This is a genomic window from Kocuria oxytropis, from assembly GCF_040981195.1.
Taxonomy (GTDB): Bacteria; Actinomycetota; Actinomycetes; order Actinomycetales; family Micrococcaceae; genus Kocuria; species Kocuria oxytropis.
In genome coordinates, this window is sequence record NZ_JAVFXA010000013.1 from 23,700 (window position 1) to 50,299 (window position 26,600).

The 26,600-nt window shown below is 73.5% G+C and carries 28 protein-coding genes; 18 read left to right on the forward strand and 10 right to left on the reverse strand.

What is annotated here, in order from left to right; genetic code table 11:
- Nucleotides 1–85 precede the first annotated feature (85 nt).
- Together QYM41_RS13445 and QYM41_RS13450 are read left to right on the forward strand one after the other, a co-directional pair.
- Nucleotides 86–1,033 carry a helix-turn-helix domain-containing protein gene (locus QYM41_RS13445; RefSeq protein WP_368800278.1) on the forward strand — a complete coding sequence of 316 codons (948 nt, stop codon included), beginning with the start codon at nt 86–88 and terminating at the stop codon, nt 1,031–1,033.
- A gap of 76 nt (nt 1,034–1,109) precedes the next feature.
- On the forward strand, nt 1,110–1,538 hold the full coding sequence (locus QYM41_RS13450) for a DUF1801 domain-containing protein (RefSeq protein ID WP_368800279.1): 429 nt from the start codon (nt 1,110–1,112) through the stop codon (nt 1,536–1,538).
- 198 nt (nt 1,539–1,736) lie between these two features.
- Here the strand turns inward: QYM41_RS13450 and QYM41_RS13455 are convergent, their stop codons facing one another.
- On the reverse strand, nt 1,737–2,183 hold the full coding sequence (locus QYM41_RS13455) for a hypothetical protein (protein ID WP_368800280.1): 447 nt from the start codon (nt 2,181–2,183) through the stop codon (nt 1,737–1,739).
- A gap of 337 nt (nt 2,184–2,520) precedes the next feature.
- Between QYM41_RS13455 and QYM41_RS13460 the strand changes: the two genes are divergently transcribed.
- Nucleotides 2,521–3,165 (forward strand): NAD(P)-dependent oxidoreductase, encoded by a 645-nt coding sequence (locus tag QYM41_RS13460; RefSeq protein WP_368800281.1) that lies wholly within the window; start codon nt 2,521–2,523, stop codon nt 3,163–3,165.
- 83 nt (nt 3,166–3,248) lie between these two features.
- Here the strand turns inward: QYM41_RS13460 and QYM41_RS13465 are convergent, their stop codons facing one another.
- A complete protein-coding gene (locus QYM41_RS13465; protein WP_368800282.1) occupies nt 3,249–4,388 on the reverse strand; it encodes an FAD-dependent oxidoreductase in 1,140 nt (379 codons plus the stop codon).
- A gap of 102 nt (nt 4,389–4,490) precedes the next feature.
- Nucleotides 4,491–5,339: a class I SAM-dependent methyltransferase gene (locus QYM41_RS13470; protein WP_368800283.1), complete on the reverse strand. Its 849-nt coding sequence runs from the start codon at nt 5,337–5,339 to the stop codon at nt 4,491–4,493.
- A 256-nt stretch (nt 5,340–5,595) separates the two neighbouring features.
- On the opposite strand from QYM41_RS13470, the gene QYM41_RS13475 reads away from it, so the two are divergent.
- From QYM41_RS13475 to QYM41_RS13490, 4 genes are all read left to right on the forward strand, one after another.
- Complete coding sequence (locus QYM41_RS13475; RefSeq protein WP_368800284.1) at nt 5,596–6,465, forward strand: phosphotransferase family protein; 870 nt, start codon at nt 5,596–5,598, stop codon at nt 6,463–6,465.
- An 87-nt stretch (nt 6,466–6,552) separates the two neighbouring features.
- Nucleotides 6,553–7,143: a GNAT family N-acetyltransferase gene (locus tag QYM41_RS13480; RefSeq protein ID WP_368800285.1), complete on the forward strand. Its 591-nt coding sequence runs from the start codon at nt 6,553–6,555 to the stop codon at nt 7,141–7,143.
- 184 nt (nt 7,144–7,327) lie between these two features.
- Nucleotides 7,328–8,161, forward strand: a complete 834-nt coding sequence (locus tag QYM41_RS13485) for a hypothetical protein (RefSeq protein ID WP_368800286.1) — start codon at nt 7,328–7,330, stop codon at nt 8,159–8,161.
- Nucleotides 8,162–8,466: 305 nt separating this feature from the next.
- Entirely contained in the window at nt 8,467–8,631 is a 165-nt protein-coding gene (locus QYM41_RS13490) for a hypothetical protein (RefSeq protein ID WP_368800287.1), read from the forward strand.
- A gap of 27 nt (nt 8,632–8,658) precedes the next feature.
- Here the strand turns inward: QYM41_RS13490 and QYM41_RS13495 are convergent, their stop codons facing one another.
- Nucleotides 8,659–8,871, reverse strand: coding sequence for a hypothetical protein (locus QYM41_RS13495; protein ID WP_368800288.1), 213 nt, complete (start codon nt 8,869–8,871; stop codon nt 8,659–8,661).
- 150 nt (nt 8,872–9,021) lie between these two features.
- On the opposite strand from QYM41_RS13495, the gene QYM41_RS13500 reads away from it, so the two are divergent.
- Entirely contained in the window at nt 9,022–10,371 is a 1,350-nt protein-coding gene (locus QYM41_RS13500; RefSeq protein ID WP_368800289.1) for an SLC5/6 family protein, read from the forward strand.
- A 72-nt stretch (nt 10,372–10,443) separates the two neighbouring features.
- On the opposite strand, the gene QYM41_RS13505 is transcribed toward QYM41_RS13500, so the two are convergent.
- Both QYM41_RS13505 and QYM41_RS13510 read right to left on the reverse strand, forming a co-directional pair.
- On the reverse strand, nt 10,444–11,061 hold the full coding sequence (locus QYM41_RS13505; RefSeq protein ID WP_368800290.1) for a maleylpyruvate isomerase family mycothiol-dependent enzyme: 618 nt from the start codon (nt 11,059–11,061) through the stop codon (nt 10,444–10,446).
- A 285-nt stretch (nt 11,062–11,346) separates the two neighbouring features.
- A complete protein-coding gene (locus tag QYM41_RS13510) occupies nt 11,347–12,042 on the reverse strand; it encodes a dienelactone hydrolase family protein (RefSeq protein ID WP_368800291.1) in 696 nt (231 codons plus the stop codon).
- Nucleotides 12,043–12,275: 233 nt separating this feature from the next.
- Between QYM41_RS13510 and QYM41_RS13515 the strand changes: the two genes are divergently transcribed.
- Nucleotides 12,276–13,217: a zinc metalloprotease gene (locus QYM41_RS13515; protein WP_368800292.1), complete on the forward strand. Its 942-nt coding sequence runs from the start codon at nt 12,276–12,278 to the stop codon at nt 13,215–13,217.
- Nucleotides 13,218–13,251: 34 nt separating this feature from the next.
- Here the strand turns inward: QYM41_RS13515 and QYM41_RS13520 are convergent, their stop codons facing one another.
- A complete protein-coding gene (locus tag QYM41_RS13520) occupies nt 13,252–13,977 on the reverse strand; it encodes a Pr6Pr family membrane protein (protein ID WP_368800293.1) in 726 nt (241 codons plus the stop codon).
- 90 nt (nt 13,978–14,067) lie between these two features.
- Between QYM41_RS13520 and QYM41_RS13525 the strand changes: the two genes are divergently transcribed.
- Nucleotides 14,068–14,991 carry an HNH endonuclease family protein gene (locus QYM41_RS13525; protein WP_368800294.1) on the forward strand — a complete coding sequence of 308 codons (924 nt, stop codon included), beginning with the start codon at nt 14,068–14,070 and terminating at the stop codon, nt 14,989–14,991.
- Between the two features lie 64 nt (nt 14,992–15,055).
- Here the strand turns inward: QYM41_RS13525 and QYM41_RS13530 are convergent, their stop codons facing one another.
- Entirely contained in the window at nt 15,056–15,931 is an 876-nt protein-coding gene (locus tag QYM41_RS13530; RefSeq protein ID WP_368800295.1) for a bile acid:sodium symporter family protein, read from the reverse strand.
- Between the two features lie 67 nt (nt 15,932–15,998).
- Here QYM41_RS13530 and QYM41_RS13535 point away from each other — a divergent pair, with 67 nt between their 5' ends.
- Entirely contained in the window at nt 15,999–16,757 is a 759-nt protein-coding gene (locus QYM41_RS13535; RefSeq protein WP_368800296.1) for an IclR family transcriptional regulator, read from the forward strand.
- A gap of 15 nt (nt 16,758–16,772) precedes the next feature.
- Here the strand turns inward: QYM41_RS13535 and QYM41_RS13540 are convergent, their stop codons facing one another.
- Complete coding sequence (locus tag QYM41_RS13540) at nt 16,773–17,759, reverse strand: MBL fold metallo-hydrolase (protein WP_368800297.1); 987 nt, start codon at nt 17,757–17,759, stop codon at nt 16,773–16,775.
- Between the two features lie 205 nt (nt 17,760–17,964).
- On the opposite strand from QYM41_RS13540, the gene QYM41_RS13545 reads away from it, so the two are divergent.
- On the forward strand, nt 17,965–19,344 hold the full coding sequence (locus QYM41_RS13545) for an MFS transporter (protein ID WP_368800298.1): 1,380 nt from the start codon (nt 17,965–17,967) through the stop codon (nt 19,342–19,344).
- A 74-nt stretch (nt 19,345–19,418) separates the two neighbouring features.
- On the opposite strand, the gene QYM41_RS13550 is transcribed toward QYM41_RS13545, so the two are convergent.
- A complete protein-coding gene (locus QYM41_RS13550; RefSeq protein WP_368800299.1) occupies nt 19,419–20,795 on the reverse strand; it encodes an aldehyde dehydrogenase family protein in 1,377 nt (458 codons plus the stop codon).
- Nucleotides 20,796–21,021: 226 nt separating this feature from the next.
- Here QYM41_RS13550 and QYM41_RS13555 point away from each other — a divergent pair, with 226 nt between their 5' ends.
- The 6 genes from QYM41_RS13555 to QYM41_RS13580 all read left to right on the forward strand — a co-directional run bounded on the left by QYM41_RS13555 (nt 21,022) and on the right by QYM41_RS13580 (nt 26,396).
- Nucleotides 21,022–21,810, forward strand: a complete 789-nt coding sequence (locus QYM41_RS13555) for a coniferyl-alcohol dehydrogenase (protein ID WP_368800300.1) — start codon at nt 21,022–21,024, stop codon at nt 21,808–21,810.
- An 11-nt stretch (nt 21,811–21,821) separates the two neighbouring features.
- Nucleotides 21,822–22,832 carry a PDR/VanB family oxidoreductase gene (locus tag QYM41_RS13560; RefSeq protein ID WP_368800301.1) on the forward strand — a complete coding sequence of 337 codons (1,011 nt, stop codon included), beginning with the start codon at nt 21,822–21,824 and terminating at the stop codon, nt 22,830–22,832.
- Between the two features lie 26 nt (nt 22,833–22,858).
- Complete coding sequence (locus tag QYM41_RS13565) at nt 22,859–24,076, forward strand: cytochrome P450 (protein ID WP_368800302.1); 1,218 nt, start codon at nt 22,859–22,861, stop codon at nt 24,074–24,076.
- A 63-nt stretch (nt 24,077–24,139) separates the two neighbouring features.
- Nucleotides 24,140–24,526, forward strand: coding sequence for a YidH family protein (locus QYM41_RS13570; RefSeq protein WP_368800303.1), 387 nt, complete (start codon nt 24,140–24,142; stop codon nt 24,524–24,526).
- Nucleotides 24,527–24,539: 13 nt separating this feature from the next.
- The gene (locus QYM41_RS13575; RefSeq protein WP_368800304.1) at nt 24,540–24,902 is read left to right on the forward strand and encodes a DUF202 domain-containing protein; all 363 of its coding nucleotides are present in this window, start codon (nt 24,540–24,542) and stop codon (nt 24,900–24,902) included.
- Nucleotides 24,903–25,133: 231 nt separating this feature from the next.
- A complete protein-coding gene (locus tag QYM41_RS13580; protein ID WP_368800305.1) occupies nt 25,134–26,396 on the forward strand; it encodes a glycerophosphodiester phosphodiesterase family protein in 1,263 nt (420 codons plus the stop codon).
- The last annotated feature ends 204 nt before the right edge of the window (nt 26,397–26,600 follow it).

Consider the following 26,600-nt stretch of genomic DNA (forward strand, 5'->3'; position numbering starts at 1 on the left):
CCATCCACACGCTCCTGCCCCGCCGGGACACCCGGTCGGTCCTCGCCGCCCCCGGTGCGCGGCCCGGGCCAGGGGGGTGGATCCGGTGAGCGAGGCCTACCACCTCGAGCTGGCGGCCGAGGACCCGGAGGCCGTGATGCTGCTGTTCGACACCATCGGGGCCCGCTTCTCCTTCCAGCCCTCCGAGCGCGGCCTGTCCTACCGGGAGGAGAGGACCGGGGACGAGGACGTGTCCCTGGCCCGGGTAGAGGTGGAGGGTTCCTACTCCTCCTGGGGGGACACCGAGATGTTCAGCGTGGTCCAGCGCACCGCCGGCCGGTGCGACTGGTCCACCCGTACCGAGTCCGGCACCGGGATCGGCGCCCCGGTGCTGATCACCCCGTCCAGCCCGACCCTGTTCGTGGTGGACTCCCTGCGGGCCAGCAACGTCTACCTCACCACGGACCTGGTGCAGGACATCGCCGAGACCGTCTACGGCACCGAGAACACCCCGGTGGCGTTCTCCTCCGCCCGCCCGATCACCCCCCGGCTGGGGCAGTACTGGTCCTCCCTGACCGGCCTGGCCCAGGAGCTCGTGGACTCCGGGGCCTTCGACGCCCCGCTGGTGCGCGCCGGCCTCACCCGGCACCTGGCCGTGGCGCTGCTCGAGTGCTTCCCCCTGGTCGGGGACCAGGAGCTGCGCACGCTGTCCATGGCCGCGCAGACGCGCCGCTACCGCATCGCCAAGCAGTTCATCGACGACCACGCCCACCAGCCGATCACCGTCGACGACGCCGCCCGGGCGGCGAACACCCCCACCCCCACCTTGGTCCAGGCCTTCCGCGCCAACCACCCGCACCGGCTCAGCCCCACCGAGTACCTGGCCCAGGCGCGGCTGGCCGGGGCCCACGCCGAGCTCCTGCACGCCGATCCCACCGCCGGGGAGACCGTGGCCGGCATCGCCGCCCGGTGGGGATTCGCCCACTCCGGGCGTTTCGCGTCCCACTACCGCGCCGCCTACGGGGTGCCGCCCAGCGCCACCCTGTACCGCTGACGGCTGCCGTGTCGGACGCGCCGAGGACCCTGGTCCCTGAGACGATCGTCCTCCCAGCGACCCCGAGGAGCCCACCGTGGAGAAGACAGGTCAGCCCGTCGAGGAACACCTCGCCGGCGTCACGCCCCGGAAGCGGCAGGCCGATGCCGAGCGCCTCCTCCCCCTGTTCGCCCGGGTCACCGGGCAGCCGGCGGAGATGTGGGGCACCATCGTGGGCTTCGGGCAGTACCACTACAGGTACGCCAGCGGGCACGAGGGCGACGCCCCCGCGGCCGGCTTCGCGGCCCGGAAGGCGGCGACGACGGTCTACGTGTACGACGGCGTCGACGCCCACCGGGAGAACCTGGCGCGCTTGGGCCCGCACACCACGGGCGTGGGCTGCATCTATCTCAAGGACCTGGATGCGGTGGACCTGGACGTGCTCGAGCAGATCGTCGCCGACTCCTACGCCAAGCTCGGTGACGGCCCCTGGACGGACCGCGCCCGCGAGGGCGCCACGGGCTGACCGGTCCCGCGCGCCGGGCACGGGAGCTGCCTTCCGGGTCGTTCCTGCCGGAAACCCGGCCTCCCCGCCGGTCAGCCCGCCGGCCGGGTCGGGTCGGCGATGGTCGGCTCCGGTGTCATGGGCACACCCTCGGCGGTCCCGCAGACGGCCGACCCGAGGGCCGGGGCGGCCTCGTCCTCCGCCACGCCGTGACGGCGCTCAGCCCTGCGGGGCGCTGAGTCCCTCGAGGTGCTCCGCCTTGAGCCGGCGGTAGTGCGGCATGAGCTCGGCCGCGGTGTAGGTGGCGGTGGCGGTCACGGGGGTGCCGGCGTGACCGTGCTCGGCCAGGAGCTGCTGCAGCGCGGACTCGTGCTGGGCGAGGATCGTCTGGTTGAAGTACCCGTGGTGCAGCAGGGCGGCGATCCCCCCGGCGTAGGCCCAGGTCGGGGAGCCCTCGTCCATCGGTGCCCGGGGATCGTCCCAGTCGGCGGGCCCGCCGGTGGAGGCCAGTTCGGAGGCGAGGACGTTCTCGAGCACCTCGGCCTGGAAGGACAGGGAGAGCTCGGCGACCTCGTCGACGATCTCGAACCGGTCCACCCGCACCCCGGGGGGCGGCGCGGCCTGCACCAGCTCCCGGACGGCCTGCAGGATCTCGGGGGTGGTCATCGTCGTCTCGCTTCCTGGGGGGGGGAGGGCACAGAGCTCAGGTCGATGTGTTGTCATCAGCCTACTGGCTACCCGCGAGTCACAATTCAGCGGCTCTGTCCCCACAAGGGCCTACGGACGCGAGGCGGTTCCGTGGCCGCGACCCCTGCCACCCAGGGGGTCCCCGCGCTGGTGGGGACCCCCTGACGTGCACCGGGAGCTCCGCACGGCCCCGCTACCCGCCGCCCGGAGCCGCCGCCGGCCGGGACGTCACATGCACCCCGGGGCGTTTCTTGTGAAAACTCGTTGACCTAGGGTACGGGTCATCATCCGCACACCGGGACCAGTTGGGGGACAGATGAAGGTCACCGTGTTCGGGGCAACGAGTCCCATCGGCCAGGAGCTCGTCGAGGACCTCCTGTTCCGCGGCTACGAGGTTGCCGTCCTCGTGCCCGGCACCGCGCCGGTGCCGGCCGCATGGGGCGAGGAGGTGGAGGTGGTCACCGGGGAGATCACCGACCCCGCCGCGGTGGACGCCGCGCTCCGGGGTGCCGGGGCGGTGATCAGCACCGTCGATCCCCGGCTGCGGCCCCGTTCCCGCCGTCCGGACCTGGTCGAGGGCACCGCGCAGATCGTGGCCGGCATGCACCGCCACGGGATCCGCCGCTACATCGGCCACGGCACCCCGGTGGTCTCCCTGTGCCCGAAGGAACGGCCCACCGTCCACCTCCGGATCCACCGCGCCCTGGCCCGCCGCCTCGACCCGCACGCCTACCGGCAGATGACCGGGATGCTGCGGGTGGTGGCCGGCTCCGGTCTGGACTGGACGGTCGTGCGGTTCCTGCACGCCACCGCCGGGACGGCCCGCGGTCTGAAGTACGTGGGGTTCTTCGGTCCGGACGGGGCGGGGTCCTCGGCCACCGCGGCGGACATCGCCCGGTTCACCAGTGCCCAGGTGCTGGAGACCGCCTATATCCGTGACGCCCCGGCCGTCAGCAACTGACCCTCGACGGCAGCACCCGGGCCACCGGTGCGCGGCGCGGCCCTGGGCTACCGGTGCGCGGCGCGACGCCGGGCCGCCGGTGCTCAGCGCGGCCCCGGGGGCGGCCCGGACGCGGGGGACTGCCCGGTCCGCGACCCCCCGCGCGTCCGCACGGCCCGGCCCGCGCCGGCTGCCGTGGCCACGGCGGCGAGGGCGGCGTTGCGCACGGCCGTCCCGTGCCGCGCGGTGCTCACCCGGTTCGCGAGGCGGGCCAGGCGCACCGTGCGGGTGGTCGGGCGGCGGCGGACGGCGTCGTAGCGGCGCAGGGCACCGGGCACGTCGGCGGCCTCGGCGAGGGCGCCGACGAGGACGGTGGCGTCGATCAGCGCCTCGCCGGCGCCCCGGCCGAGGTTCGGGGCCATGCCGTGGGCGGCGTCGCCGAGGAGCACGGTCCGCCCCTGCACGTAGGAGGGCAGCCGGGGCACGTCCAGGAGCGTGCGGCGGTCGACCGCGGTGTCCTCGAGGAGCTCCAGGACGTGCCGCACGGCGGGGTGCCAGTCCCCGTAGAGCCGGCGGAGGAGCTCCGGCGCGCCGGTTCCGGATGCCGCAGGACCGGGCACGTCGGCACCGAGTGCGTCGGTGCTGAGGAGGTCTGCGCGGACGCTCGCGAACCAGTAGGTGTGCTCGGGGTCCTGCGGGGTGATGCCGAAGAGCCGCCCCGGCCCCCAGGTCTCCGTGGTGCCGTCCGACGCCCCCGGCACGGTGCCGCGGAGGGCGACCGTGCCCAGCGGCCGCGGGGCCGCCCCGAAGAGGGCGGCGCGGGTGGGGCTGTGGATGCCCTCGGCGGCGACGACGAGATCGGCCGCCGGCAGGGCGCGGTGGTCGTCCACCGGGGTGTTCCAGGCGACGGCGTCCGCGGGCAGGTCCTGCGCCAGGGCCGCCAGGAGCACGGTTCGCGGGAGCATCCGGACCGTGCGCTCGAGGTCGAGCCGGGCGATCTCGGTGCCGTCCGGGCGCAGGAAGCGGGCGCCGTGCTGCGCCACGGAGGCGGCCCGGACGGGGGCGCCCGCGTCCAGGCGGTCCAGGGCGTCCAGCGCCGCGGGCCACAGGCCCAGGGCCGTGCCGGTGCCGGGCAGGCCCGGCGAGCGCTCGAGCACGTGGACGTCCCAGCCCGCGGCGAGCAGGCCGCGGGCGCTGGCCAGGCCGGCGATGCCGGCCCCGATGATGACCGCTGACCCGCGCACGGCGCCTCCTGGGGTGGGTGGTTGCCGGGTCCGGCACGGCGCCGGCCCGGGCGTCGGCGCCGAGCCGGACCACGGGTGTCCGGGGCGCCGTGCGTCCAGTGTCTACCGCCGGGCCGCCCAGACGGTACGCCCGGACCGGAAGCGCAGGTCCTGGCGGTGCGGCAGGGCCTCGGGGTCCTGGGAGTCCAGGAGCCGGTCCAGGACCGCGAGGTCCCCGGCGGTCATCCGGTCCTCGAGGGCCGGGCGCAGGTGGGAGAGCCAGGCCTGGGCGTAGGCCACGACGCCCGGGGCCTCCGGGGATGCCGCGGTGGTCACGGTGTGCGGACCCTGGACGGAGAACCCGGTCCGTTCCAGCAGGGGGCTCCAGTCCGGATGGGCGTTCCACCCCGCCTCGGCCAGGACCCGGTGGCACCGCTGCTCGAGACCCGCGCGGCCGATCCCGAGGTCGTCGGGAAGGACGCGCGGCAGACCGTCCAGCTCGACGACCACCAGCAGCCCGCCGGGCCGCAGCGCCGCCCGGACGTTCGCCAGCACCTCCTCCGGGTGGGCGACCTCGTGCAGGACCGAGGAGGCCCACACCAGGTCCGCGAGGCCCGTCCGGGGCCAGGCGGTGTCCAGGTCGGCCTGGACCGGCCGCACCCGGTCCTCGAGGCCCTGGTGGCGTGCCGCGTCCCGCAGGCGATCGAGCATGGCGGTGGACCGGTCGACCGCCACCACCTCCGCGGCGGGGAAGCGACGGGCGAGGGCGATAGCGACGGTGCCCGTCCCCGTGCCGAGGTCGACGATCCGCGCCGGATCGCCCCGCAGGTGCTGCGCGGCCCACGCCGTCACCTCCTCCCAGGCGGCGGCGGACATGGCGGCGTCGAGGTCCAGCAGCCGCGCCAGATCGCCCTCGTGCCGGGGCCCGTGGGCGGGATCGAGGTCTGTCGGGGTGTGTGCGTGCCGGTGCATGCCGCCACCATAGCCTCCTCCTGCTCTGACAGCATCACTCCTTGCTGCATAAGCAAGATGCGGGCGCCGGCCGTGGCACGGCGGACTACCCTGGAGCACGCCCGGCCGGTAGGCCCAGAGCTCCCCCGGTTCCGGGGAGCTCGGCACCCCGGAGGTCATCACCGGGGAGTTCGGCGCCCGAGAGTTCGGCGCCCGGGAGTTCGGCGCCGAGGAAGCCGGCGGCGGCCCGCCGGCGGCACCGAGGACGGAGGTCCCCATGGACGAGCTGGAGCGGATCGCGGCCGCGTTCCCCGCCCTCACGTGGACCCGGGCGCGGCGGATCACGGAGGGCTGGGACCACGTCGTCGTCGTCCTGGACGACGCCCTCGTGTTCCGCTTCCCGCAGGAGGCGTCCTACCGGCAGGCCCTCGTCCGGGAGGTCGAGGTCCTGGACCACCTCGCCCCGCTGCTGCCCGTGCGGATCCCGCGCTACGACCGCGTGGCGCCGGACGGCTCGTTCGCCGGATACCCCCTGCTGCCCGGCCGCACGCTCACCCCCGCGGTCCTGGCCTCCCTGGACGGGACGGCCCGCGAGACGCTCGTGGACCAGCTGGCCGGCTTCCTCTCCGCCCTGCACACCGCGCCGGTGCCGGGCACCCCGCTGGAGCGCGTCCCGTCGTCGTCCCTGGCGGAGGACCAGGAGGACGTCCGCCGTGCGGCCGCCGCGCACCTGCCCGCGGTGCTGACCCCCGAGGAGCTCGACGACGTGGAGCGGATCCTCGCCGACGTCGACGCCCTGCTCGCCGCCGACCTGCCCGAGGCGGTCGTGCACAACGACGTCTACAGCCGGCACCTGCTCTGGGACGACGCCGCGGCCCGGCTCGGCGTCATCGACTTCAGCGACATGTGCCGCGGCGACCCGGCCGTGGACTTCGCCGAGCTCCACGAGTACGGCGCGGACTTCGTGGCCGCGGTGCACGCCCGCTACGCCGGGCCCAGGGATGTCGGGCTCCTCGACCGGGCCTGGAGCTACCAGCGCTGGATCGGGGTGTACATGCTCACCGACCACTTCGACGTCGGCAAGACCACGTGGGAGGTCGCCCGCGAGACCTTCGACCGCGTCCGGGACGGCCGGGGCGAGGGCTGACCCGGGCGCCGCTGTGGTCCGCGCGGCGCCCGCTTCCTAGGCTGGGGGCACGGACGGCACCGTGCCGCCCCGTACCGAGGAACGACCATGACCGCCACTGCGTTCACCATCCGCCCGGCGACCAGCGAGAGGTTCGACGACGTCGCCACCGTCCTGGGGCCGCGCAACCCCGAATCCCGGGTGTGCTGGTGCCTCACCTACCGGCTCCCGTCCCGGGTCAACCGCTCCCTGAGCGCCCGGGAACGCGCGCAGACGGCCCAGGAGCTGTGCGCGCGGCCGATCCCGCCGGGCGTCCTCGCCTACGACGACGACACCGTGGTCGGCTGGTGCGGAGTCGCCCCGCGGGCCGAGCTGCACGCCTTCACCCACGGGAGGACGATCCCGCACGTCGACGACCTCCCGGTCTGGGCCGTGTGGTGCTTCCGGGTGCGCGGCGGCCACCGGGGCCGGGGGGTGGCACGGGCCCTGCTCGAGGGCGCCGTGGAGCACGCCCGGGAGCACGGGGCGCCGGTTCTCGAGGGGTACCCGGTGGACAACGGGGACGAGAAGGTCGACACCACCATGGCCTACGTCGGCACCCGCGCCATGTTCGAGCACGCCGGGTTCACCAAGGCCGCGGACACCGGCTCGGTGCTCAACGGGTTCCCGCGCGTGCTCATGCGGCTGCCGCTGCGCTGAGCGCCACGTCCCGGTCACGCCGACCTGGCCCTTCGACGTCACGTTGCGCACGATCGGGACCGGCGGGTGTGAGAGTGCCCACTCGGACCGCGCATTCCCCGGTCCGTCCGGATAATGGGAACGGCTGGCCCGAGCAACGTCGCGGGGATCAGCACCCCCTTCCCCGCCAGCGAAGCAGGACAGCATGACTCTGGAACGACCACGCACCGAGGCCCCCGCGGCCGAGGACCATCCCCAGGCCCCGGTCTCCGCCGAGGCCGCCGAGCAGCCCGAGAAGAAGAGCCCGGCCCTGAACGTCCCCGGCCTGCTGGCCGGTGCCGCCACCGCCGCGACCATGTCCGTGATCGGCGGCCACCTCAGCGTGGTCGGCACCGTCCTCGGCGCCGCACTGACCAGCATCGTCTCCGGCATCGCTGTGGTGGTCTACTCCACTTCCCTCGAGAAGAGCCGCCGCGGCCTGCGGAAGGTGCGGACCACCGTGGCCGAGCGCGTCCTCGCCCGCCCCGGCCTGGACGCCTCCGGCTCGGACGGCAGCACCGCCGTGGCCGCGGAGAGCCGTTGGAGCACGCTGCGCCCCCGCTTGAAGCCCATCCTGGTCAGCACCGGGGCCATCCTCGGCCTGGCGGTCGCGGCGGTCTTCGGGATCCAGGCCCTCACCGGCACCGAGCTCTCCGGCGGCACGGGCACCATCCAGCGCTCCGTGACCGGCAGCGAGTCGGTGGCGGTGCGCAGCGCGTCCACGCCCGCACCGGCCGAGGACCCGGCGGCCGGCACCGGTGAGCTCGCCCCCGCGGAGGGCACCGCCCCGACCGCGGAGACCACCTCGGCCCCCGAGGGGATCGTCCCCGCCGAGACCGCCCCCACGGCGGGAACGGTGACCGGGGACGCCGGCACGTCCGGCGGGGAGCTCCCGGACACCGGCAGCCAGCAGCTGGACAGCGGCCAGACCGGGGCCGTGCCGCCGGACGCCGCCGGCCAGGGCGTGGCCGACGCCGGAGCGGTGCCCGCCGCGCCGTAGCCGGAAGCCGGCGGCGCCGGGACGGGGCGGGGACGTGGACACCACGTGCCCGCCCCGTCCCCGTTCCGGCACCGCTGTCCGGGTGCCACTGCCCGGGTGCCGGCCGCGCCATCTTTCGTCATCTTCGATTCCCGCCCCTGACCAGGCGCGATGTTCTCGGTGCCGTCCCGAGGTCTGGACTTAAGTCGACAGACATATGCCCTGGACGGCACCTAACTTGGGCTCACCCGGATGCAGCCGCAGACGGGCCGGAGACGACGAAGGGAAAGACCGTGGCAGGGGTTCGAGAAGTCCGTGGACATCAGGTGGCGCAGTGGCTGACGATCGCGGCGGTCGTGCTGTTCGTCGCCAACGGTGCCGTCCTGGCCCTGGGGTCCCAGGCCTACGGGTGGGCCACGCTGCTGTTCGCCGCGGCCGCGTACTCCGCGGTCTCCACCGGGATCGTGGGACGCCCCCTGCGGCAGCACTGATCTTCCGCGGGAGCAGCTGTCGGCGCGTCACTCGGACCGGGCCGGCTCCTCGTCGTCGTTCCGGCGGCGGTTCTGCACCACGGTCCGGCCGATGAGCCCCAGGATCAGCCCGGCGGGCACGCCGACGGCCACACCCAGGCCGATGTCCCCGATCAGCACCCCGAGGACGACGCCGAACGCCGGGCCGAGGGCAATGCCCAGGACGAACAGTTCGTCGCCGGGTGCTTCACGATCGCTCATGCGCTCACCGTAAGGCACGGAGTCCGGTCCCGGGCGGCACCCCGGCGGCCGTGTCGCCCTCAGGGCGCGCACGGCGGGCTCTGAGCCTCCTTGTCCAACTGGTATCGTCCCGGTGGTCCACCCCACACTGCGCACCCAGCGAGGACCACCATGTCGCGCTCCCCTGCCCCGCGGACGATCTCCGCCGACGCAGAAACCACCCTCTCCCCGACGACCACGACCCCGGCTCCGCCCCACACGGCCGCGACCCCCACGCCGGCCCCCGCTCCCCGGAGGCGGCCGTCCGCGGTCGACACCGGCTGGACGCTCGGCCTGTTCGGCACCGCCATCGGCGCGGGCATCCTCTTCCTGCCCATCAACGCCGGCGCCGGCGGCCTGTGGCCGCTGCTCGTCGTCACGGTCCTCATCGGGCCCATGACCTACCTCTCCCACCGGGCCCTCGCCCGCTTCGTCTGCGCCTCGCCGAAGCAGGGCGAGGACATCACGGTCGTGGCCCGGGACCACTTCGGGCAGGGCGCCGGACGGGTCATCACCGTCCTGTACTTCCTGGCGATCTACCCCATCGTCCTGATCTACGGGGTGGGCCTCACCAACACGGTCGACAGCCTGTGGGTCAACCAGCTGGGCCTGCCCCCGGTGCCCCGCGTGCTGCTCTCGGGGGTGCTCATCGCCGCGATGATGCTGGTCATGGTCGCCGGTCAGCGCCTCATGCTGGCCGTGACCCGGTGGCTCGTCTACCCGCTGATCCTCGCGCTGCTGGGCGTGACGGTCTACCTGGTGCCCACCTGGCAGCTGGGCGACCTCGCCGCGGTGCCGTCCGCCGACGAGCTCGCGCTCTCGGTGTGGCTGATCATTCCGGTGATGGTGTTCGCGTTCAACCACTCCCCGGCCATCTCCCAGTTCTCCCTCGCGATGCAGCGCGAGCACGGGGCGCACGCGCCGGAGGCCGCGTCCCGGGTGCTGCGCCGCACCACGGTGCTGCTGGTGGTCTTCACCATGGCGTTCGTCTGGTCCTGCGTCCTGTCCCTCGGCACCACCGGACTCGAGGAGGCCCGGGAGGCCAATCTCCCGGTGCTCTCGCACCTCGCCAACGTGCAGGGCAACCCCTGGATCGGCTACCTCGGGCCGGCCGTGGCGATCGTGGCGATCGTCTCCTCGTTCTTCGGCCACTACCTGGGCGCGAGCGAGGGCGCGGCGGGCATCGTGCGCAGCCTCCTGCCCGCCCGGGTCCCGCAGCCGCGGGATCGGACGCTCCGCCGTGCCATCGCGGTGTTCGTCTTCCTCACCACGTGGGCGGCCGCGGTCCTCAATCCGAGCATCCTGGGACTGATCGAGTCCCTGGCCGGTCCGGTCATCGCCGTGATTCTGTATCTCATGCCGATGTATGCCGTGCGCCGCATCCCGGCCCTGGCGCCCTACCGGGGGCAGCTCTCGAACGTGTTCGTGACCGTGGCCGGGATCGTGGCCATCAGCGGCATCCTCTTCACGCTCGTCCGCTGAGTCCGGGCGGCAGGCCTCGTGCGCTGAGTCCGGGCACTGAGCGCCCGTGCCGCCGTCGCTCAGCGCACGGAGTCAGCGGGCGAGGGCGGCGGCGCCGGGGCCCGCGAGCTCCCCGGGGCGGACCGGGCGCCCGGACACCGCGAGCAGCAGCGCGAGAACGCTCCCGCGGACCTCCGGTCCGGTCCCGATGGCGAGGTCGGCGTCGGTGGCCACGAGCCGCAGTCCGGCCGCCCGCTCCTTCCCGCCGCCGAACGCGCCGCGGGTCCGCACCTGGTACCGGAGGGCCTCCGCGACCGGCCCCGCCGGATAGGCGCGTCCCAGCCCGAGCGGGCGCCGGATGTCCTCACCGTGCACGAACGCCTCCACGAGCCGGGTGACCGGCGCCGCGGGGGCGCTCGTGGTGCGGTCCCCGACCGCGCGGAACGCGGCGAGGGTGTCCTGGGGGTCCGCCCGGCGCTCCCGGGCGACCCCGCCGGCGTTGCAGCGGTCGAAGTCGAACCGGGCGGCCGCGAGCCGGCGCAGGAAGCCCAGGCGCGTGGTCCGCGCGTCGTCGACCAGGTGGGCCAGGACGTCGTGCACGTCCCAGCCGGGGCACAGCGAGGGCGTGGACCAGTGCTCGGCCGGCAGGTCCGCCAGGTCGCGGGCCAGCGCCCGGCGCTCGGCGTGGACCACGGGCCAGATCCCGGTCATCCCGCCCCCGCTCCACCGCGCCGGGCCCGCGGGCCCTCGAGGTCCGGGCACGGCGGCTCCCGCCCGGGAACGGGATCGTGGTCGTCGGCGGGACGGTCCGCGCAGAGATCCGGGGTCATGCCTGAACGCTACCGGGGCGGGCACGTCCGGGGAACGCGCGTGCTCGTCGGCCCGGGTCCCGGAGGCCTCAGGGGCGCACCCGCACCCGCGCCGGCTCCCGGGTCCGGCGCAGGTCCCAGCCGGCGGCGTCGTCGTCGTCGGACGAGCGGACGGCCGCTCACCGGACTAGCGGACGTGCTCCCGCAGGAAGGCGACCGCGCGCTCCCAGGCCGCGGCCGCGGCCTCGGGACGGTGGTTCGGCCGGTTGCGGTCGTTGTGGAAGGCGTGCGGGGCGTCGTAGTAGTGGAACTCCACCACCGGGGCCGAGCACTCCCGGCGCAGCTGCTGCTCGAGCGCCTCGGCCGTCTCCACGGGATAGGAGGAGTCCTGCCGGCCGTAGTGGCCCTGCACCGCGGCGCGCACCCCGTGGAAGGCGTCCGGCACGCCCTGGCCCACCCCGTAGAACGGGACCGCGGCACCGATCCGCTCGCCCTGGTCGGCGGCCAGGGCGAGCACGAAGCCGCCGCCCATGCAGAAGCCGATCGCCCCGGCTGTGGAGCTGGTGACCGCCTCGTGGCCGAGCAGGAAGTCGACGGAGCCGGCGAGCAGCCGCACGCCCTCCTCCTCCGGCAGCCGGGACATCATCTCCGCGGCCTCCTCGCCGTCGTGGGTGATGGACCCGCCGTAGAGGTCCGGGGCCAGGGCCACGAAGCCCTCGGCGGCGAGCCGGTCGGCCACGTCCCGGATGTGGTCGGTGAGCCCCCACCACTCCTGGATGACGATCACGCCCGGGCCCCGGCCGGACTCCGGCAGCGCCAGGTAGCCGTGGGCCTCGCTGCCGGCGGAGGGGAAGGTGACGTTCTGGTGCGGGGTGGTCTCCACTGCGGTGCTCCTTCGTGATCGGGGCTGCGTCGGGACAGTGTAGGCAGGAGTGTGGACAGGCGGATCCTCGTCACAGTGCGCGGAACGGATGACGTCCTCTGTTTGCTTTCGTACACTTCACCACGGCGGCACGACCGCCCGCCCGAGCACAGAAGCCAGGAAGCATGCACCAGTCCGGTGGTACCACGCCGCATCGGGGAGCGTCGCCCCGGAACCGCGACCAGCACACCGCCGTGGCGCGCCCCCGGACCGCACCGAGCGGACGCACCCCGCAGTGGGTCCTGGACGACGCACTGGGGCAGCATCGGCAGGCCCTGATGGGCCCGGGCGCACGGCGGCGCCGGGACCGGCGGTCCGCCCGGCGCTGGGCGAAGGTGCCCCGCAGCCGCGGCAGGGCGTGGCGCGCGACGCCGGCCGTGGGCGTGGTGCTGGTGCTGATGCTCTGGTTCACCCCCGGGCTCGTTCAGGACTACGCGATGCCGGCCCTCCGCCCCTACCTCCCCAACGCGTCGGCGCCTCCGCGCGATCTCCAGGCCGCCCGGGAACCGCTCGGCACGCCGCCGGCGGTCGAGGACGCCGGCGGCTACCGCTTCATGGGCTCCCCGGATCCCGGTCAGCCGGTGGTCGCCTACGACCCGTGCCGCCCCGTGCGCTGGGTCGTGCGCCCGGACGGCGCCCCGCCGGGCGGGCAGCAGCTCGTCGAGGAGGCCGTCGCCGAGATCGCCGCGGCCACCGGCCTGCGGTTCGTCGCCGAGGGGACGACGACGGAGGCCCCGTCCGCGCAGCGCGCGCCCTATCAGCCGGAGCGCTACGGCCGGCAGTGGGCGCCCGTGCTCATCACGTGGTCCGACGCCACCGAGGTCCCGGACCTGGCCGGGAACGTGGTGGGGCTCGGCGGCAGCACGCCCCGGCGCGGGCCCGGGACGCCGTTCATCTACGTCACCGGCCAGGTCACCCTCGACGCCCCCGGGCTGACGGAGGTGCTGGACGGGCCGGGCGGGGCGGACCAGGTCCGCGCCACGATCGTGCACGAGCTGGCGCACGTGGTGGGGCTCGCCCATGTCGACGACCCCGCGCACCTCATGCACCCCGGCGGCGGGGCCACCGTGCTCTCCGCCGGGGACCGGGCCGGACTCGCGCGGCTGGGCTCCGGGGAGTGCGTGCCGCGGCTGTGACCCGGAGCGGCCGGCCGCCCCGCGGCGCGGGCCGTCAGCCGCTGCGCGCCCGGTCGCCCTCGTCCTCGCGGACGCGGTCGTGGCCGCGCCCGGCCCCCGGTGCCCACCGGGAGATCCCGACGAGGACCGAGGCCGTCGCCGTGATCGCCGCCGCGAGCACCGCGATCCACACCGCCACGGACCCGTAGCCACCGGCCGATTCGTGGGGGTCCAGGAACGGGTACGGGTACCACCACGGGTTGCCGGTGCCCTCGTCCAGCACGAAGGGCGCCCGCACCAGGGTGTAGACGGCCCACAGCACCGGATAGGCCACGACGGCCCCGACCGTCCACCACCGCACCGGGCGCCGCCCGGGGGCGAGCAGCCAGTCCAGGAGCGCGTACACCGGGACCACGGCGTGCAGGATCTCGTTGGACCACGGCTGCTCCAGGCCCGGGTCCAGGGGCAGCCCGCGCAGCAGCGCGTTGTAGACCACGCCCGTGGTGACCGTGTACGTCGCGGCCGCGGCGCGCAGGGCGGCGAGCCAGCCGGGGTCCGCGCCCCGCCGGGCGAGCAGGAACCACGCCCCGAGCGCGAACACCACGGCGTGGAACAGCGAGGACTGGATGGTGAAGTAGCTGAAGAAGTTGGCGACGTCCACCGCGACGGCCCGGTCCCCGCGGGCGGTCCAGAAGCGCAGGGAGACCTGCAGCTGACCGGTCACGGCCGCGACCAGGGCCAGGGCCGCCAGCACGCGGGCCACCGCGAAGAACCGTCTCATCCGTGCCTCCTCCGGTGCCGCAATCTACCCTGCGCGCCGACCTGCGAGAATAGGACCCCCGAGACCACCGGCCGGAGCGGAGGGCACACCGTGCGCAGCACCGCAGCACCGCGCGCCCGGGCCCTGGGGGCGGCGTCCGTGCCGCTCCTGCTCGCCCTGGGCCTGCTGGCCGGGTGCACCCCGCCGGCCCCGGAGGCCGCCTCCCCCGCCGAGCGGACCCTCGCCGCGCTGCCCGTCGAGGACGCCGGCGCCGGCGACGACTACGACCGGCTCGCGCAGTTCGGGGACTGGGCCGACCCGGACGGCAACGGCTGCGACGCCCGCAACGACGTCCTGGCCCGGGACCTGACCGGGGTGGTCGTCGGCGACGACGGGTGCACGGTGCTCTCCGGGACCCTCGAGGACCCCTACACGGGGCGGACGATCGCGTTCCGGCGCGGCCCCCTGACCTCCGCCGACGTGCAGATCGACCACGTGGTGGCGCTGAAGAACGCGTGGGTCTCCGGGGCCGACCGGCTCGCCCCGGAGACCCGGACGGCCCTGGCCAACGACCCCCTGAACCTGCTGGCCGTGGACGGGCCCACCAACGGCGAGAAGTCCGCGGCCGACGCCGCCGCGTGGCTGCCGCCGGAGGAGTCCTTCCGGTGCGAGTACGTGGCCCTCCAGATCGCGATCAAGACCCGCTACGAGCTGGCCGTGACGGCACCCGAGCGGGACGCCATGGCGGACGTGCTGGCCGGCTGCCCGGACCAGGAGCTGCCCGGCGGCACGGCTCCCACCGGGAACGCCGACCCCACGGGGCGGTCCGCTGCGGGCTCCCCCGCCACGGAGCCCTCCGCGCCGAGGTCCGCGGCCAGCGGGTCCGCGGCCGACGGGTCCGCGGCCACGGACGAGGTCCACTACGCGGACTGCGCCGCCGTGCGCGCGGCGGGCGCGGCTCCGCTGCGCTCGGACCAGCCCGGCTACCGCCCGGCACTGGACCGGGGAGGGGCCGAGGGCCTGGCCTGCGAGTGACCCCTCTCGCCGCTGGTGCCTGGGAACGCCGGCGGAACTCCTGCAGGCGCCCGCAGCGGATCGCTCAGGGAGCGGACAGCGCTTCGCCGACCCGGGGGGCGGCTCCGCGCCCGAGCCATCGGGCCACCGGCACGAGCACGATCAGGGCGAGGAAGCCGGCCAGCACCACTGTCGGCACAGCCAGGGAGTCCTCGAAATTGGCGATCACCACCACGGTGGCGGCGCCCATGTTCCGCTGGGACGCCGAGATCCCCAGCACAGCCCCACCGCCCGGCCTCCAGAAACCCAGGACCCATCCGAGGCCGAAGTTCAGGGCGATGAAGGCCAGGATCGCCATGATGGTCCCGGTGCCGACCAGCCCGGCCAGCTCCCGGTGATCGGCGACGAACTGGTTGGCCAGCATCACGACCATGGCCACGAGGCTCAGCCGACCGACGTGCCCCTGTGCCAGGCGCGCGGCCGTCGGGGTGAACTGGCGCAGCAGCACCGCTCCGACCAGGGGCAGGAACATGGTGAGCAGCAGCACGGAAGCGATGGCGCCGGGGGCGACCTCGACACCGGGCAGGAGGACGGGCAGCGCCACGGGCATGTACCCGATGGTGGCGAGCAGCATGACCGCCAGCAACGACGAGGACACCGCCATGTCCGCGCGCGCGAGCTTCGACAGTTTGAGCACGAACGGCGCCCCCGCGGCGCAGGCCAGCACCATGAGCCCAGTCCGGGCTTCGCCCGGGATGCCGAGTGCGGCGACGACGCAGAAGGCCACCGCCGGGGCGACGACGAAGTTGGCCGCCATTCCCGCCAGCACGAGCCGCACGTCCCGGAGCGGTGCGAGGAACTGCTGGACCGTGTGCCCCAGACCGACGGCCACCATGCTGGTGACCGCGAAGAGAGGCACCGCGACGGCGGCCACGGCGTCGGTGGCGGTCTGCAGGTCCATACAGCTCATTGTGGGCAGGCGCCCCGCTAGACTGGCCCCAGATTTCCATCCAGTGGAAGAGGAAAGCATGGCTGGGAACTCGGACGTCCCCGGACGCTCCGTCACCTCCCGGGTCCTGGAGGTGCTCGGGTCCTTCGATCCCACGCACACGAGGCAGACCCTGTCCCAGATCTCCCGGCGCAGCGGGATTCCGGTGGCCACCTGCCACCGGCTCCTGAAAGAGCTCTCCGGGTGGGGGGCGGTGAGCCGCCAGCCGGACGGCACGTACACGGTGGGGCCTCGGCTGGCCAAGCTGGGGATGCTCGCCCCCATCCAACGAGGGCTCCGTCAGGTGGCCGCTCCCTACATGCAGGACGTCCTCTTCGCCACGCGCCAGGTCGTCAACCTGTTCGTGCTGGACGGCACGGAGGCGCTGCTCCTGGACCGGATCGCAGGCACTCACGTCGGCGCTCCGATCGCCCGCCCCGGTGACAAGCTGCCGCTGCACACCAGCGCCGGGGGAAAGGTGCTGTTGGCCTACGGGCCCGCCGAGCTGTGGGAGGCCTGCACCCGGGCGCTCGTGCGGGAGACCTCGCACAGCATCGTGGACGTCCCCCGACTGGAGCAGGAGATGGCCTCGGTGCGCGAGCGCGGGTACGCGACGACCGACGGGGAGCACTCCCCCGGTGCGCACGGCCTCGCGGTGCCGATCCGGGACGCCGGCGGCAGCGTGATTGCCGCCCTGGGCATCGTCACCCTGGCGAGGATCAAGGACTCCCAGCGCATCGTTCCTGCGCTGCAGGTGGCCTCCGCGGCGATCACCCGTTCGCTGGGGATACCCGCCTGACACCCGCCCGGTGGGTCAGGCGGAACTGGTCGCGCGGGTGCCGGCGGGCACGACGGTGTAGACCTCGCCCGGACGTGCCACGCTGACGGGTCCGGCGTACTCCGCCGCGACCCCGGCGGTCCACTCCGCGTCGGTGGCGACGCCGGCCAGGTGGGACAGGACCACCCGGGCAGCCCCGGCGCGGGCGGCGACCCGGCCCACCCCGGCCGGGGTGGTGTGCGAGATCTCCTGGTGGTTGAGGAACTCCGGTCCGAAGTCCCGGGCCCGGTAGAAGTCGAGGTTCACGGCCTCGTGCACGAGCAGGTCCACACCGCCCGCCAGCGTCGCCGTGTTCAGGCTCTCCGTCGTGTCCCCTGAGACCACGACCGATCCGTAGGCGGTGTCGAAACGGAAGGCGAAGGCCGGGAAGATCGGCGGGTGCTCCACGAGGATGGCGCTCACCCGCACGAACTCGTCCTGGTAGACCACGAACGGGTCCATCTCGGGGGTGTGCTCGCCGTCGGCCCCGGCCGCGGAGTCCGGCAGCTCGATCTCGCCGACCTGCACGAGGTCGTACAGCGGCGGACGGCCCTCGTCGACGATGCGGACGTCGATGTCGTAGGAGTAGGCCTGCAGCACGTGCTGCACGAGACCTGCGATCCCGACCGCCCCGGCCCGGGGGTCGGCCGGGCCGGGGCCCAGGATCGGCACCGGCGCGGTGAAGCCCTGCACGGGCCGGCCCCAGTTCCACAGCAGGTAGGCGGGGATCTCGGCCACGTGGTCCGAGTGCAGGTGGGTCACGAAGCAGGCCTTCAGGTTCTCGCCGCGCAGGCCCGCCGCATGGGCGGCCCGGGTGACTCCGAGACCGAAGTCCACGAGGTAGAACCGGCCGTCCACCACGATGGCGGTCGCGATGCCGGGGCACTCGGACCGGATCGCGGGCCCGGCGGCCGTTCCCAGCGTGACCACGCGCAGACCGCCGGCCTTGTCGAGGGGGGCGTCGAGGGCAACGCGGTCAGTCATGGGGAGGCCTTCCGTTCGGGACGCATCCTGCACAGACGGGCAGGCGAAGTGGTCCCACTCTGCCCGAGCTCCCCGAGCGGGAGAACGTGTGCTTTTCACTGACCGGAAAACGTCCTATGTGCTCCAGTTCACAGACTCCTAGATTCGCAGGGACACTTCACCACGGTCCGCACTCTCTGTGGGTGCATGACGGGAGATCACCACCATGACCACCACTGCCGCACCCCGATCCGCCCAGCCGGTCCCGCCCGGACCGGGCATCGACCCCAAGGACCCGCGCCACTGGAGCGGCAGGAAGCGTTCCCGCTACGCCTGGATGCTGACCTTCCTCCTGCTGTTCCTCATGATGCTCAGCTGGGCGGACAAGGCCGTCCTGGGTCTGGCCGCGGTGCCGCTGATGCAGGAGCTGAACATCACTCCGGAGCAGTTCGGCCTGGTCGCCAGCGCCATGTTCCTCACGTTCGGGCTGGCCCAGCTCGTGGCCGCCCCGCTCGCGAACAAGTTCAGGGCCAAGTCCATCCTGCTGGTCCTGTGCCTGGTCTGGTCGCTGTCCGTGATGCCGGTCGTGGTCTTCGCCACCCTGCCGGCGCTGTGGGTCTCCCGGCTGGCGCTGGGCGCCGGAGAGGGTCCGCTCGCCCCGGTGCTCATGCACGCGGTCTACAAGTGGTTCCCCTCGAAGAAGGGGGCGACCCCGGCCGCGGTGGCCTCCTCCGGAGTGACCCTGGGGATCGTGGCGTTCGCGCCGGTGCTCGCCTGGGTCATCGCCCAGCACGGGTGGCGCGCGGCGTTCGTCGCCCTGGCCGTGGTGGGTGTGGTGTGGTGCACGGCGTGGATGATCCTCGGCAAGGAAGGCCCGTACACTTCCCTGGCGGCCGAGCGCGAGATCGAGGGCACCGAGATCGCGGTCTCCGCCCCCGGGGCCTCCCGAGTCAACGAGGAGAAGGTTCCCTTCTTCCGCAGCATCATGAACCCGACGTGGATCTTCGCCGTCATGGCCTCGTTCTTCGCCTACTGGACGTTCACCCTGGCCATGTCCTGGGGCCCGGCGTACTTCCAGAACGTCATGGGTTTCAGCGGCCAGCAGGCCGGCTCGCTCATCGCCCTGCCGGCCGCCTGGGGCGTCGTCGCCACCATCGGCCTGAGCGTCCTGATCCAGCGGATGGACCAGCGGGGCGTGCCCAGCCGCCGTTCGCGCGGTTGGACCCTGGGCCTGGCCGGGGCCGGTGCAGGCACCGCCCTGCTGGCCTCCACGTTCGTCTCCTCCCCGGTGCTCGGCGTGGCGCTCATGAGCATCGGATTCGGGACGGCACCGGCCATGTTCGCCATCACCTACCTGGTCGTGGGCGAGCTCACCACGATCTGCCAGCGCGGCGGGCACCTCAACGTGGCCAACGCCGTGCTGACCACCGGGGGTGTGTTCGCCCCGGCCGTCGGTGGTTTCCTGATCGGCGGGGCCGCCACCCCGGCCGACGGCTACCGGCTGGCCTTCCAGGTCACCGCCGTCCTGCTGACGGTCTTCGGCGTCCTCGCCCTGGCGTTCGTCAACCAGCAGAAGCAGCGTCTCCGGCTGGGCATCGAGGCCTGAGCAACCCTGCCCGGCAACGAGGGGCCCCGCACCGTTTTCCGGTGCGGGGCCCCTCGTTGTCCGTGCCGCGGGCGTCAGCCGGCGTGCGGGCGGGCGTTGACGGTGCGGGGCTCCAGGTACTCCTCCAGCCCCCAGCGGCCGCGCTCACGCCCCAGGCCGGAGCCCTTCCACCCACCGAAGGGCGCGTCCAGCTCCACGACGGTGTGCTGGTTGATCCACGCCGTGCCGACCTCGAGCCGGGAGGCCACCTCGTGGGCGCGCTCCAGGTCCGGGGACCACACCGAGGCCCCCAGGCCGAACTCCTGGGCGTTGAGCTCGTCCACGGTGGCGTCCAGGTCGTCGTAGGCCACCACCGGCAGCGCCGCGCCGAACTGCTCGCACGCCACCAGATCCGTGTGCTGCGGGGCGTCGGCCACGACGGTCGGCTCGAGGAAGTACCCCGGCAGATCGGTGCCCTGGTCGCCGCCGTGGGCGATGCGCCCGCCCTCGGCCACGGCCCTCGCCACGTAGTCCTTCACCAGCTGCTGCTGTCCGCTCGTGTGCATCGGCCCCATGGTGGTCCCTTCGGCCACACCGTGGCCGACCCGCAGAACGGAGACCGCCTGCACGAGGGCCTCGGTCAGGGCCGCCGCCTGCGCACGCGGGACGTAGACCCGCTTGACCGCCATGCACACCTGGCCGGCGTTGCGGAAGGCCGAGCCGGCGATCCGAGCGGCCGTGAGCTCGAGGTCCGCGTCCGGGAGCACGATCGCCGGATCGTTGCCGCCCAGCTCCAGCGTCACCTTCTTCACGGTCGGCGCGGCCTGGGCCATGATGGCGGCGCCGATCTCGGTGGACCCGGTGAAGGAGATCTTCCGCACCCCCGGCAGCTCCGACAGCGCCCGGGAGAGGACACCGCGGCCGGTGACGACCTGCAGCACGTTCTCGGGCAGGAACCGGTTGAGCACCTCGGCGAGCGCGCGGGTGGACATCGGGGTGGACGGGGACGGCTTGGCGATCACGGTGCATCCTGCCACCAGCGCCGGAGCCAGCTTCACCGCCAGCAGGGAGATCGGGAAGTTCCAGGGCGTGATGGCGCCCACCAGACCCACGGGGGCGTACTGGACCTGGACGGAGCGGCCGTCGCGCTGGGGCAGCACCTCGACCAGGTCCCAGTCGAGGTCGGCGTAGTGGCGCAGCAGCCCCGCCGCGACCTTGAACTCCTGGGTGGCCTCGGCCCAGACTTTGCCCTGCTCCAGCGACAGGATCCGGCCGAGGTCGTCCGCCTCGGCCAGCACCGCCTCGGAGGCCCGGCGCAGTGCGGCACGGCGGGCCTCACGGTCCGCGGCCCAGGGACGGGAGACCGTGGCCGCGGCGGCAATGGCTCGCTCGACGTCCTCGGGCCGGTGCAGAGGCACCTCTCCGACAGGGTCCAGCGTGGCCGGGTCGATGACTTCGTAGGTGGCAGGCACCGGATCTCCTTCTCGATCGTATTCCGGAAGTGCCCACCGGCCGGCAGACGGACTTCCCTGCCTCCAGCATCGAGCTCCCCTGTGACCGGACACACGCCATCTTCCACCCAGTGAAAAGCAGAGATGATCCGGCGTGCGCCGCGCCACATAGTGGAGGAGAACAGCCGAACCGCACGCGAAGGACCTCTCCAGCGTGCGGGGCCACCCTCCTGGAAGGACCACGTCCATGACCCTCGACGGACAGACTTTCGTCGTCACCGGCGCCGCCTCCGGCATCGGTGCTGCCACCGCTGCCCTGCTGTGCGATGCCGGTGCGGAGGTGATCGGCGTGGACCGCAACACGGCCGCCGACTTCCCGGGGACCTTCGTCCAGGCGGACCTCTCCACGGCCGCGGGCGTCGCCGCGGCCGCCGGGCAGATCCCGGAGGGCATCACGGGCCTGCTCAACATTGCTGGCGTCCCCGGCACCGCCCCGTGGCGCCTCGTGCTCTCCGTCAACGTCTTCGGCGTCCGCGACCTGACCCGGGCCCTGCTGCCCAAGCTCGTCCCGGGCGGTGTGGTCGTCAACCTGGCCTCCAACGTGGCCAGCGGCTGGGCGGAGCGCCGCGAGCAGATCATGGCGTTCACGGCCGCCGAGAACCGGGAGGCGGCCCTCGACCTGGTCGGCGCGGATCCCGAGGTCACCGGCAACTCCTACCGGTTCTCCAAGGAGTGCGTCCGCTGGCTGACCCTGGAGGCCGCCGCCACCGCACTGGGGACGGTGCGTGTCGTCTCGGTCAGCCCTGGTCCCGTCCAGACCCCCATCCTGGAGGACTTCAAGACGGACCACGGCCGGGACAAGGTCGAGGGCGCCGTCGCCCTGCTGGGCCGCGCCGGTCAGCCGACCGACATCGCCCGCGCCATTGGTTTCCTCGTCGGCCCGGAGGCCGCCTGGATCAACGGCACCGACGTCTGCGTGGACGGCGGCCTGAGCGCGCACCGCGCTGTGGCCGCGTCCTTGTCCGTGACCGCCTGACTGGAGGAATCATGACCACCGTGAACACCGTTCCCAGCCCCGTCACCGGGGGTCAGCCCGCGAACGGCTACCGGCACGAGGTCGAGGAGGTCCTTGTCGACCGGCTCGAGACCGTGGCGGAGGGCGTCCGCCGCGTGACGCTGCGCCTGCCCGACGGTTCCGACTTCCCGCAGTGGGAACCCGGCTCGCACATCGATCTGATCCTGCCCCACCACATGCGCCAGTACTCCCTGTGCTCGCCGCTGGCCGACCGCAGCCGGATCCAGGTGTCGGTGCTGCGCACCCGGGACTCCCGTGGTGGTTCCGCCTACGTGCACGAGGATCTGGCCGAGGGCGACACCGTCCACATCAACGGCCCCCGCAACAACTTCCCCTTCCTCGAATCCCGCAAGTACCTGTTCGTGGCCGGGGGCATCGGCATCACGCCGATCCTGCCGATGATCGAGGCCGCAGAGGCCGCCGGCCGCGAGTGGCGCCTGGCCTACGGCGGACGCAGCCGGGCGTCGATGGCCTTCGCCGACGAGCTGGTGGCCAGGTACGGGGACCGCGTCCTGCTCTACCCGGAGGACGAGGTCGGCCGCCTCGACCTGGAGGGCCTGCTGGCACTGCCCCGGGCGAAGATGCTGGTCTACGCGTGCGGGCCCGAGCCGTTGCTCCGTGTGATCGAGGACTACTGCACGGGCTGGCCCCCCGGCGCTCTGCACCTGGAGCGCTTCGTCGCGGCCAATCTCGATGCAGGGGCCAGCGCCGAGCCCTTCGAGGTGGAACTGACCGATACGGGCAGGACCGTCACCGTGCCCCCGGATCGCACCGTCCTGGAGGTGGTGGAGGAGCACGGGGTCCGGGTGCTGTCCTCCTGCCGCGCCGGGGTGTGCGGCACCTGCGAGACCCGTGTGGTGGACGGGGAGGTGGAGCACCGGGACGCCATCCTCAACGAGGAGGAGAAGCACTCGGGCGACGCCATGATGATCTGCGTCTCCCGCGCCGCGGCCGGGTGCCGCAAGCTCACCCTGGAACTCTGAACCGCCGACCCGCCACAGGAGCCACCATGACTGTCACCGCCACGAGGCACGAGGCCGTGTCCCTGCCCGACGATCCCTTCTCCGTGGAGAACATCTCCGATCCCTACCCGCTGCACGAGAAACTCCGGGACGCCGGTCCCGTGGTCTGGCTGGAGAAGTACGGCTGCTACGCCGTGACCCGCTACGAGTGGGTCTACGAAATCCTCACCGACTTCGAGTCCTACTGCTCCAGTGGCGGGCTCGGCCCCAAGGACATCCGCAAGGAGGCCGAGTGGCGCCCGCCCTCGATCCTGGAGTCCGACCCGCCCACGCACACCGTGATGCGCCGAGGCCTGGCCGGAGTCATCTCCCCGTCCACCATGCGCCGGCTGCGGGAGCAGTTCAGCCCCTTCGCCGAGGAGCTCGCCGATCAGGTGGTGGCCCGGGGCGACGTCGACGGCATCAAGGACATCGCCGAGCCCTACCCCCTGAAGGTGTTCCCCGACGCGGTGGGCCTGCGCCCGGAGGGCCGGGAGAACCTGCTCCCCTACGGTGCGATGGTGTTCAACGCCTTCGGCGCGGACAACGAGATCCGGGCGGAGGCCTTCACCGAGGGCGAGAAGGTGGCCGCGTGGATCATGGACAGCTGCGCCCGCGAGAACCTGTCGATCACCGGTCTGGGCGCCGACATCTGGAAGGTCGCCGAGGAGGGGCGCATCGCCCCGGAGCAGGCCACCCTGCTGGTGCGCGCCTTGCTCTCGGCAGGAGTCGACACCACGGTGTTCGGCATCGGCAACACCCTCTACAGCCTCGCCCGGCATCCCGAGCAGTGGGAGAAGCTCAAGACCGACCCCAAGCTGGCCAAGTTCGCCGTCGACGAGGCCCTGCGCGTCGAGTCCCCGTTCCAGATGTTCCATCGCACGTCCACGGTCGACACCGAGATAGGAGGGGTCCGGATCCCCGCGGACGCGAAGATCCTGCTGTTCATGGGCGCGGCCAACCGGGATCCCCGCAAGTGGGGCGAGAACGCCGACGTCTTCGACCTCGACCGCAGCGCCTCCGGTCATGTGGCCTTCGGCATGGGCCTGCACCAGTGCGTGGGGCAGCCCATCGCCCGGATCGAGATCGAGCTCGTCCTGCAGGCGCTGGCCAAGCGGGTGGACCGGATCGAGCTCACCGGCGAGCCGTCCCCGTGGGTCCACAACGTGCTGCGCGGCTTCGCCCGCATGCCCCTGCGCCTGACGCCCCTGGTGCGGACGAGCTGATGCACGTCCTGCGCACCGCCCGGGAGCGGACATCGGCTGCGGCGCAGGACGCGAAGGCCTCCCATGGATGAGCCGGCGCCCGAGCCAGAGCGACACCGGCTCTCGGCCCGCGTGCTGGGCGGCGGGACGGAACCGGACCCCCGGTTCACCCTGGCCAACGAGCGCACCTTCCTGGCCTGGATCCGCACCTCCCTGGCGTTCCTGGCCGGTGGCATCGCGGTCGAGGCGTTCACGGAGGATCTCTTCCCTGACGCGATGCGCACCTCTCTGGCCGTGGTCCTGCTGCTCCTCGGTGTGCTCATCAGCGCGGGTGCCGCGTGGCGCTGGGTGGGGGTGGAACGCAGCCTGCGACGCAAGTCCCCCCTGCCGCTGCCGCTGATCGCCCCTCTGCTGGGCATCGGCGGGGCCATCGCTTCCGGGGCCCTGGTCGTGTTCGTCCTCCAGACCTGACCGCGTCCGATCGATGAACAGTTCTCCCCCACGGATTCCGCGCTCGCGGACGACGGGAACGTCGCACGACGACCCCGGCCTGCAACCCGAACGGACCAGCCTGGCCTGGGGACGCACCGTGCTGGCGCTGATCACCGCCGCCGCCGTCTGCCTGCGCTGGGTCTCCCACCACGGTTCCTTCGTCCTGGCGCTCTTTGCGGTCGCCGTCATCACCGGCACGGCGATCTACGCGACCCAGCGGAGCCGATACCGGCGCAGCGCCTCGGGGATCACCGCCGATCGTGTCGCCGCCGACGTCCGCGGGGTGCTGGGCCTCAGCGCGGCCACGGTCGTTCTCGGGTCCCTGGCCATCTACGTCGTGGTGGTCCTCGCCTGATCGAGCAGCTCGGTGCCGGAGAGGACGATGCTTCGCCGCAGGCCGAGATGCGCAGCTCCGCCTCCGAGGTGCGCCACCGGTTCACGACGGATGGGCGGTGCCGGGCCCGGCCCGCCCGTCGGGCCGACGTCGCCCGGACCTCGCCTGCGCGTCACCTCGTGTTGATCCTGCCGTCTCTTCGGTCCCGTTGGCTGGGCCGTGCCACCGAAGTCGACCGGAAAGACACCCCCCATGAGCCTCCCCCGCCCCGTGCTCCGTCCGCTCCACGCCGCTGCTGCCGGTGCCCTGACGGCCGCCAGCGTGATCGGGGTGTCGGCCCCTGCTGCGGCCGCCCCCACCGGGTCCGCCGACACCGCGCCCCCGGCCGCCTCCACCGCCGCGGTGGACCGGCCCCTGGTGATCGGCCACCGCGGTGCCGCCGGCATCGCGCCCGAGAACACCGTGTCCGCGTTCAAGGACGCCCGCGCCGCCGGGGTCGACTACCTCGAGATCGACGTCCAGCTCAGCGCCGACGGGGTGCCCTTCCTCTTCCACGACAACACCCCGGCACGCACCACGAACGTCGCCGAGGTCTTCCCCGGCCGTGAGGACGACCCGATCACGTCCTTCACCTGGGCCGAGCTCCAGCAGCTCGACGCCGGCGCCTACTTCGACCAGAAGTTCACCGGCGAGAGGATCCCGCACCTCGACGACGCCGCGAAGATCGCCACCGTCAACACCGGCGTCTACATCGAGATCAAGTCCCCCACCAACTCCCCGGGCATCGAGCAGGTCGTCGCCGACGCCCTGGAGCAGGACAAGGACTGGGCGAAGCTGCTCGAGGCCGGCAAGGTCACCGTCATCGGCTTCGACGAAACCTCCAACCGGACCTTCTCCGAACTCGCCCCCGATGTGCCCCTGCAGCAGCTCACCGGCACCGTCCCCGACACCGCGACGCTGGAGCGGTGGGCCGGGTTCGTGGACTCCGTGGGCACCAACTACCGGGCCCTGGACGCCGCGGGCGTCGCCCGTGTGGACGCCGCCGGCCTGGACCTGGGGGTCTACACCGTGAACTCCCCCGAGGCCGTCCAGCACGTCGTCGACCTCGGGGTGGACATGGTCACCGGGGACTTCCCCGTCCAGACCGACCGCTACCTCGACGGGCAGGACCCCTATCCCGCCGACCACGGCGTGGTGATCGCCGACTCCGTCAACAACGTCCCGGGCGACGACGTCCAGCCCGAGACCGGCGAGCACGTGGTGCTCACCAACACCGGCACCCGCACCGTGGACGTCAGCGGATGGCTCCTGCGCGACGCCGCCAACAACGTCCTGGCCGTGGGCGAGAACTACCAGCTGGCCCCGGGCGCGCAGCTGCGCGTCCACACCGGCCCCGGCACCGACACCGCGGACGCCTTCTACAACGGCGGCACGTCCTCCGTGCTCAACAACGGCGGCGACTCCGTCGCCCTGTGGACCGACGAGGACACGCTGCAGGACGTCTTCGCGAACTGAGCCCGGACCGCTCCACCCGCTGCCGGACACGCGCTGCCCGGAGGGCGACCCGCCCTCCGGGCAGCGCGGCCCGGACCGGATCGGCGGCACCTCCCGGAGCGGGTCCGGCCCCGGGCGGCGGGACCCGTCACCGGTCCGGGTGCCCGGTGACGGACGCCGCGGCCGGGGCAGGGCCCCGGACTACACTGGGTGGCGCCGGCACGG

What these genes read in the sequence shown, in the direction of transcription:
- QYM41_RS13455 (WP_368800280.1), bottom strand. Translation starts at nt 2,183, where the DNA reads ATGACCACCCCCGAGATCCTGCAGGCCGTCCGGGAGCTGGTGCAGGCC.
- QYM41_RS13460 (WP_368800281.1), top strand. Translation starts at nt 2,521, where the DNA reads ATGAAGGTCACCGTGTTCGGGGCAACGAGTCCCATCGGCCAGGAGCTC.
- QYM41_RS13470 (WP_368800283.1), bottom strand. Translation starts at nt 5,339, where the DNA reads ATGCACCGGCACGCACACACCCCGACAGACCTCGATCCCGCCCACGGG.
- QYM41_RS13475 (WP_368800284.1), top strand. Translation starts at nt 5,596, where the DNA reads ATGGACGAGCTGGAGCGGATCGCGGCCGCGTTCCCCGCCCTCACGTGG.
- QYM41_RS13480 (WP_368800285.1), top strand. Translation starts at nt 6,553, where the DNA reads ATGACCGCCACTGCGTTCACCATCCGCCCGGCGACCAGCGAGAGGTTC.
- QYM41_RS13485 (WP_368800286.1), top strand. Translation starts at nt 7,328, where the DNA reads ATGACTCTGGAACGACCACGCACCGAGGCCCCCGCGGCCGAGGACCAT.
- QYM41_RS13495 (WP_368800288.1), bottom strand. Translation starts at nt 8,871, where the DNA reads ATGAGCGATCGTGAAGCACCCGGCGACGAACTGTTCGTCCTGGGCATT.
- QYM41_RS13500 (WP_368800289.1), top strand. Translation starts at nt 9,022, where the DNA reads ATGTCGCGCTCCCCTGCCCCGCGGACGATCTCCGCCGACGCAGAAACC.
- QYM41_RS13505 (WP_368800290.1), bottom strand. Translation starts at nt 11,061, where the DNA reads ATGACCGGGATCTGGCCCGTGGTCCACGCCGAGCGCCGGGCGCTGGCC.
- QYM41_RS13520 (WP_368800293.1), bottom strand. Translation starts at nt 13,977, where the DNA reads ATGAGACGGTTCTTCGCGGTGGCCCGCGTGCTGGCGGCCCTGGCCCTG.
- QYM41_RS13530 (WP_368800295.1), bottom strand. Translation starts at nt 15,931, where the DNA reads ATGGACCTGCAGACCGCCACCGACGCCGTGGCCGCCGTCGCGGTGCCT.
- QYM41_RS13535 (WP_368800296.1), top strand. Translation starts at nt 15,999, where the DNA reads ATGGCTGGGAACTCGGACGTCCCCGGACGCTCCGTCACCTCCCGGGTC.
- QYM41_RS13540 (WP_368800297.1), bottom strand. Translation starts at nt 17,759, where the DNA reads ATGACTGACCGCGTTGCCCTCGACGCCCCCCTCGACAAGGCCGGCGGT.
- QYM41_RS13545 (WP_368800298.1), top strand. Translation starts at nt 17,965, where the DNA reads ATGACCACCACTGCCGCACCCCGATCCGCCCAGCCGGTCCCGCCCGGA.
- QYM41_RS13555 (WP_368800300.1), top strand. Translation starts at nt 21,022, where the DNA reads ATGACCCTCGACGGACAGACTTTCGTCGTCACCGGCGCCGCCTCCGGC.
- QYM41_RS13560 (WP_368800301.1), top strand. Translation starts at nt 21,822, where the DNA reads ATGACCACCGTGAACACCGTTCCCAGCCCCGTCACCGGGGGTCAGCCC.
- QYM41_RS13565 (WP_368800302.1), top strand. Translation starts at nt 22,859, where the DNA reads ATGACTGTCACCGCCACGAGGCACGAGGCCGTGTCCCTGCCCGACGAT.
- QYM41_RS13570 (WP_368800303.1), top strand. Translation starts at nt 24,140, where the DNA reads ATGGATGAGCCGGCGCCCGAGCCAGAGCGACACCGGCTCTCGGCCCGC.
- QYM41_RS13575 (WP_368800304.1), top strand. Translation starts at nt 24,540, where the DNA reads ATGAACAGTTCTCCCCCACGGATTCCGCGCTCGCGGACGACGGGAACG.
- QYM41_RS13580 (WP_368800305.1), top strand. Translation starts at nt 25,134, where the DNA reads ATGAGCCTCCCCCGCCCCGTGCTCCGTCCGCTCCACGCCGCTGCTGCC.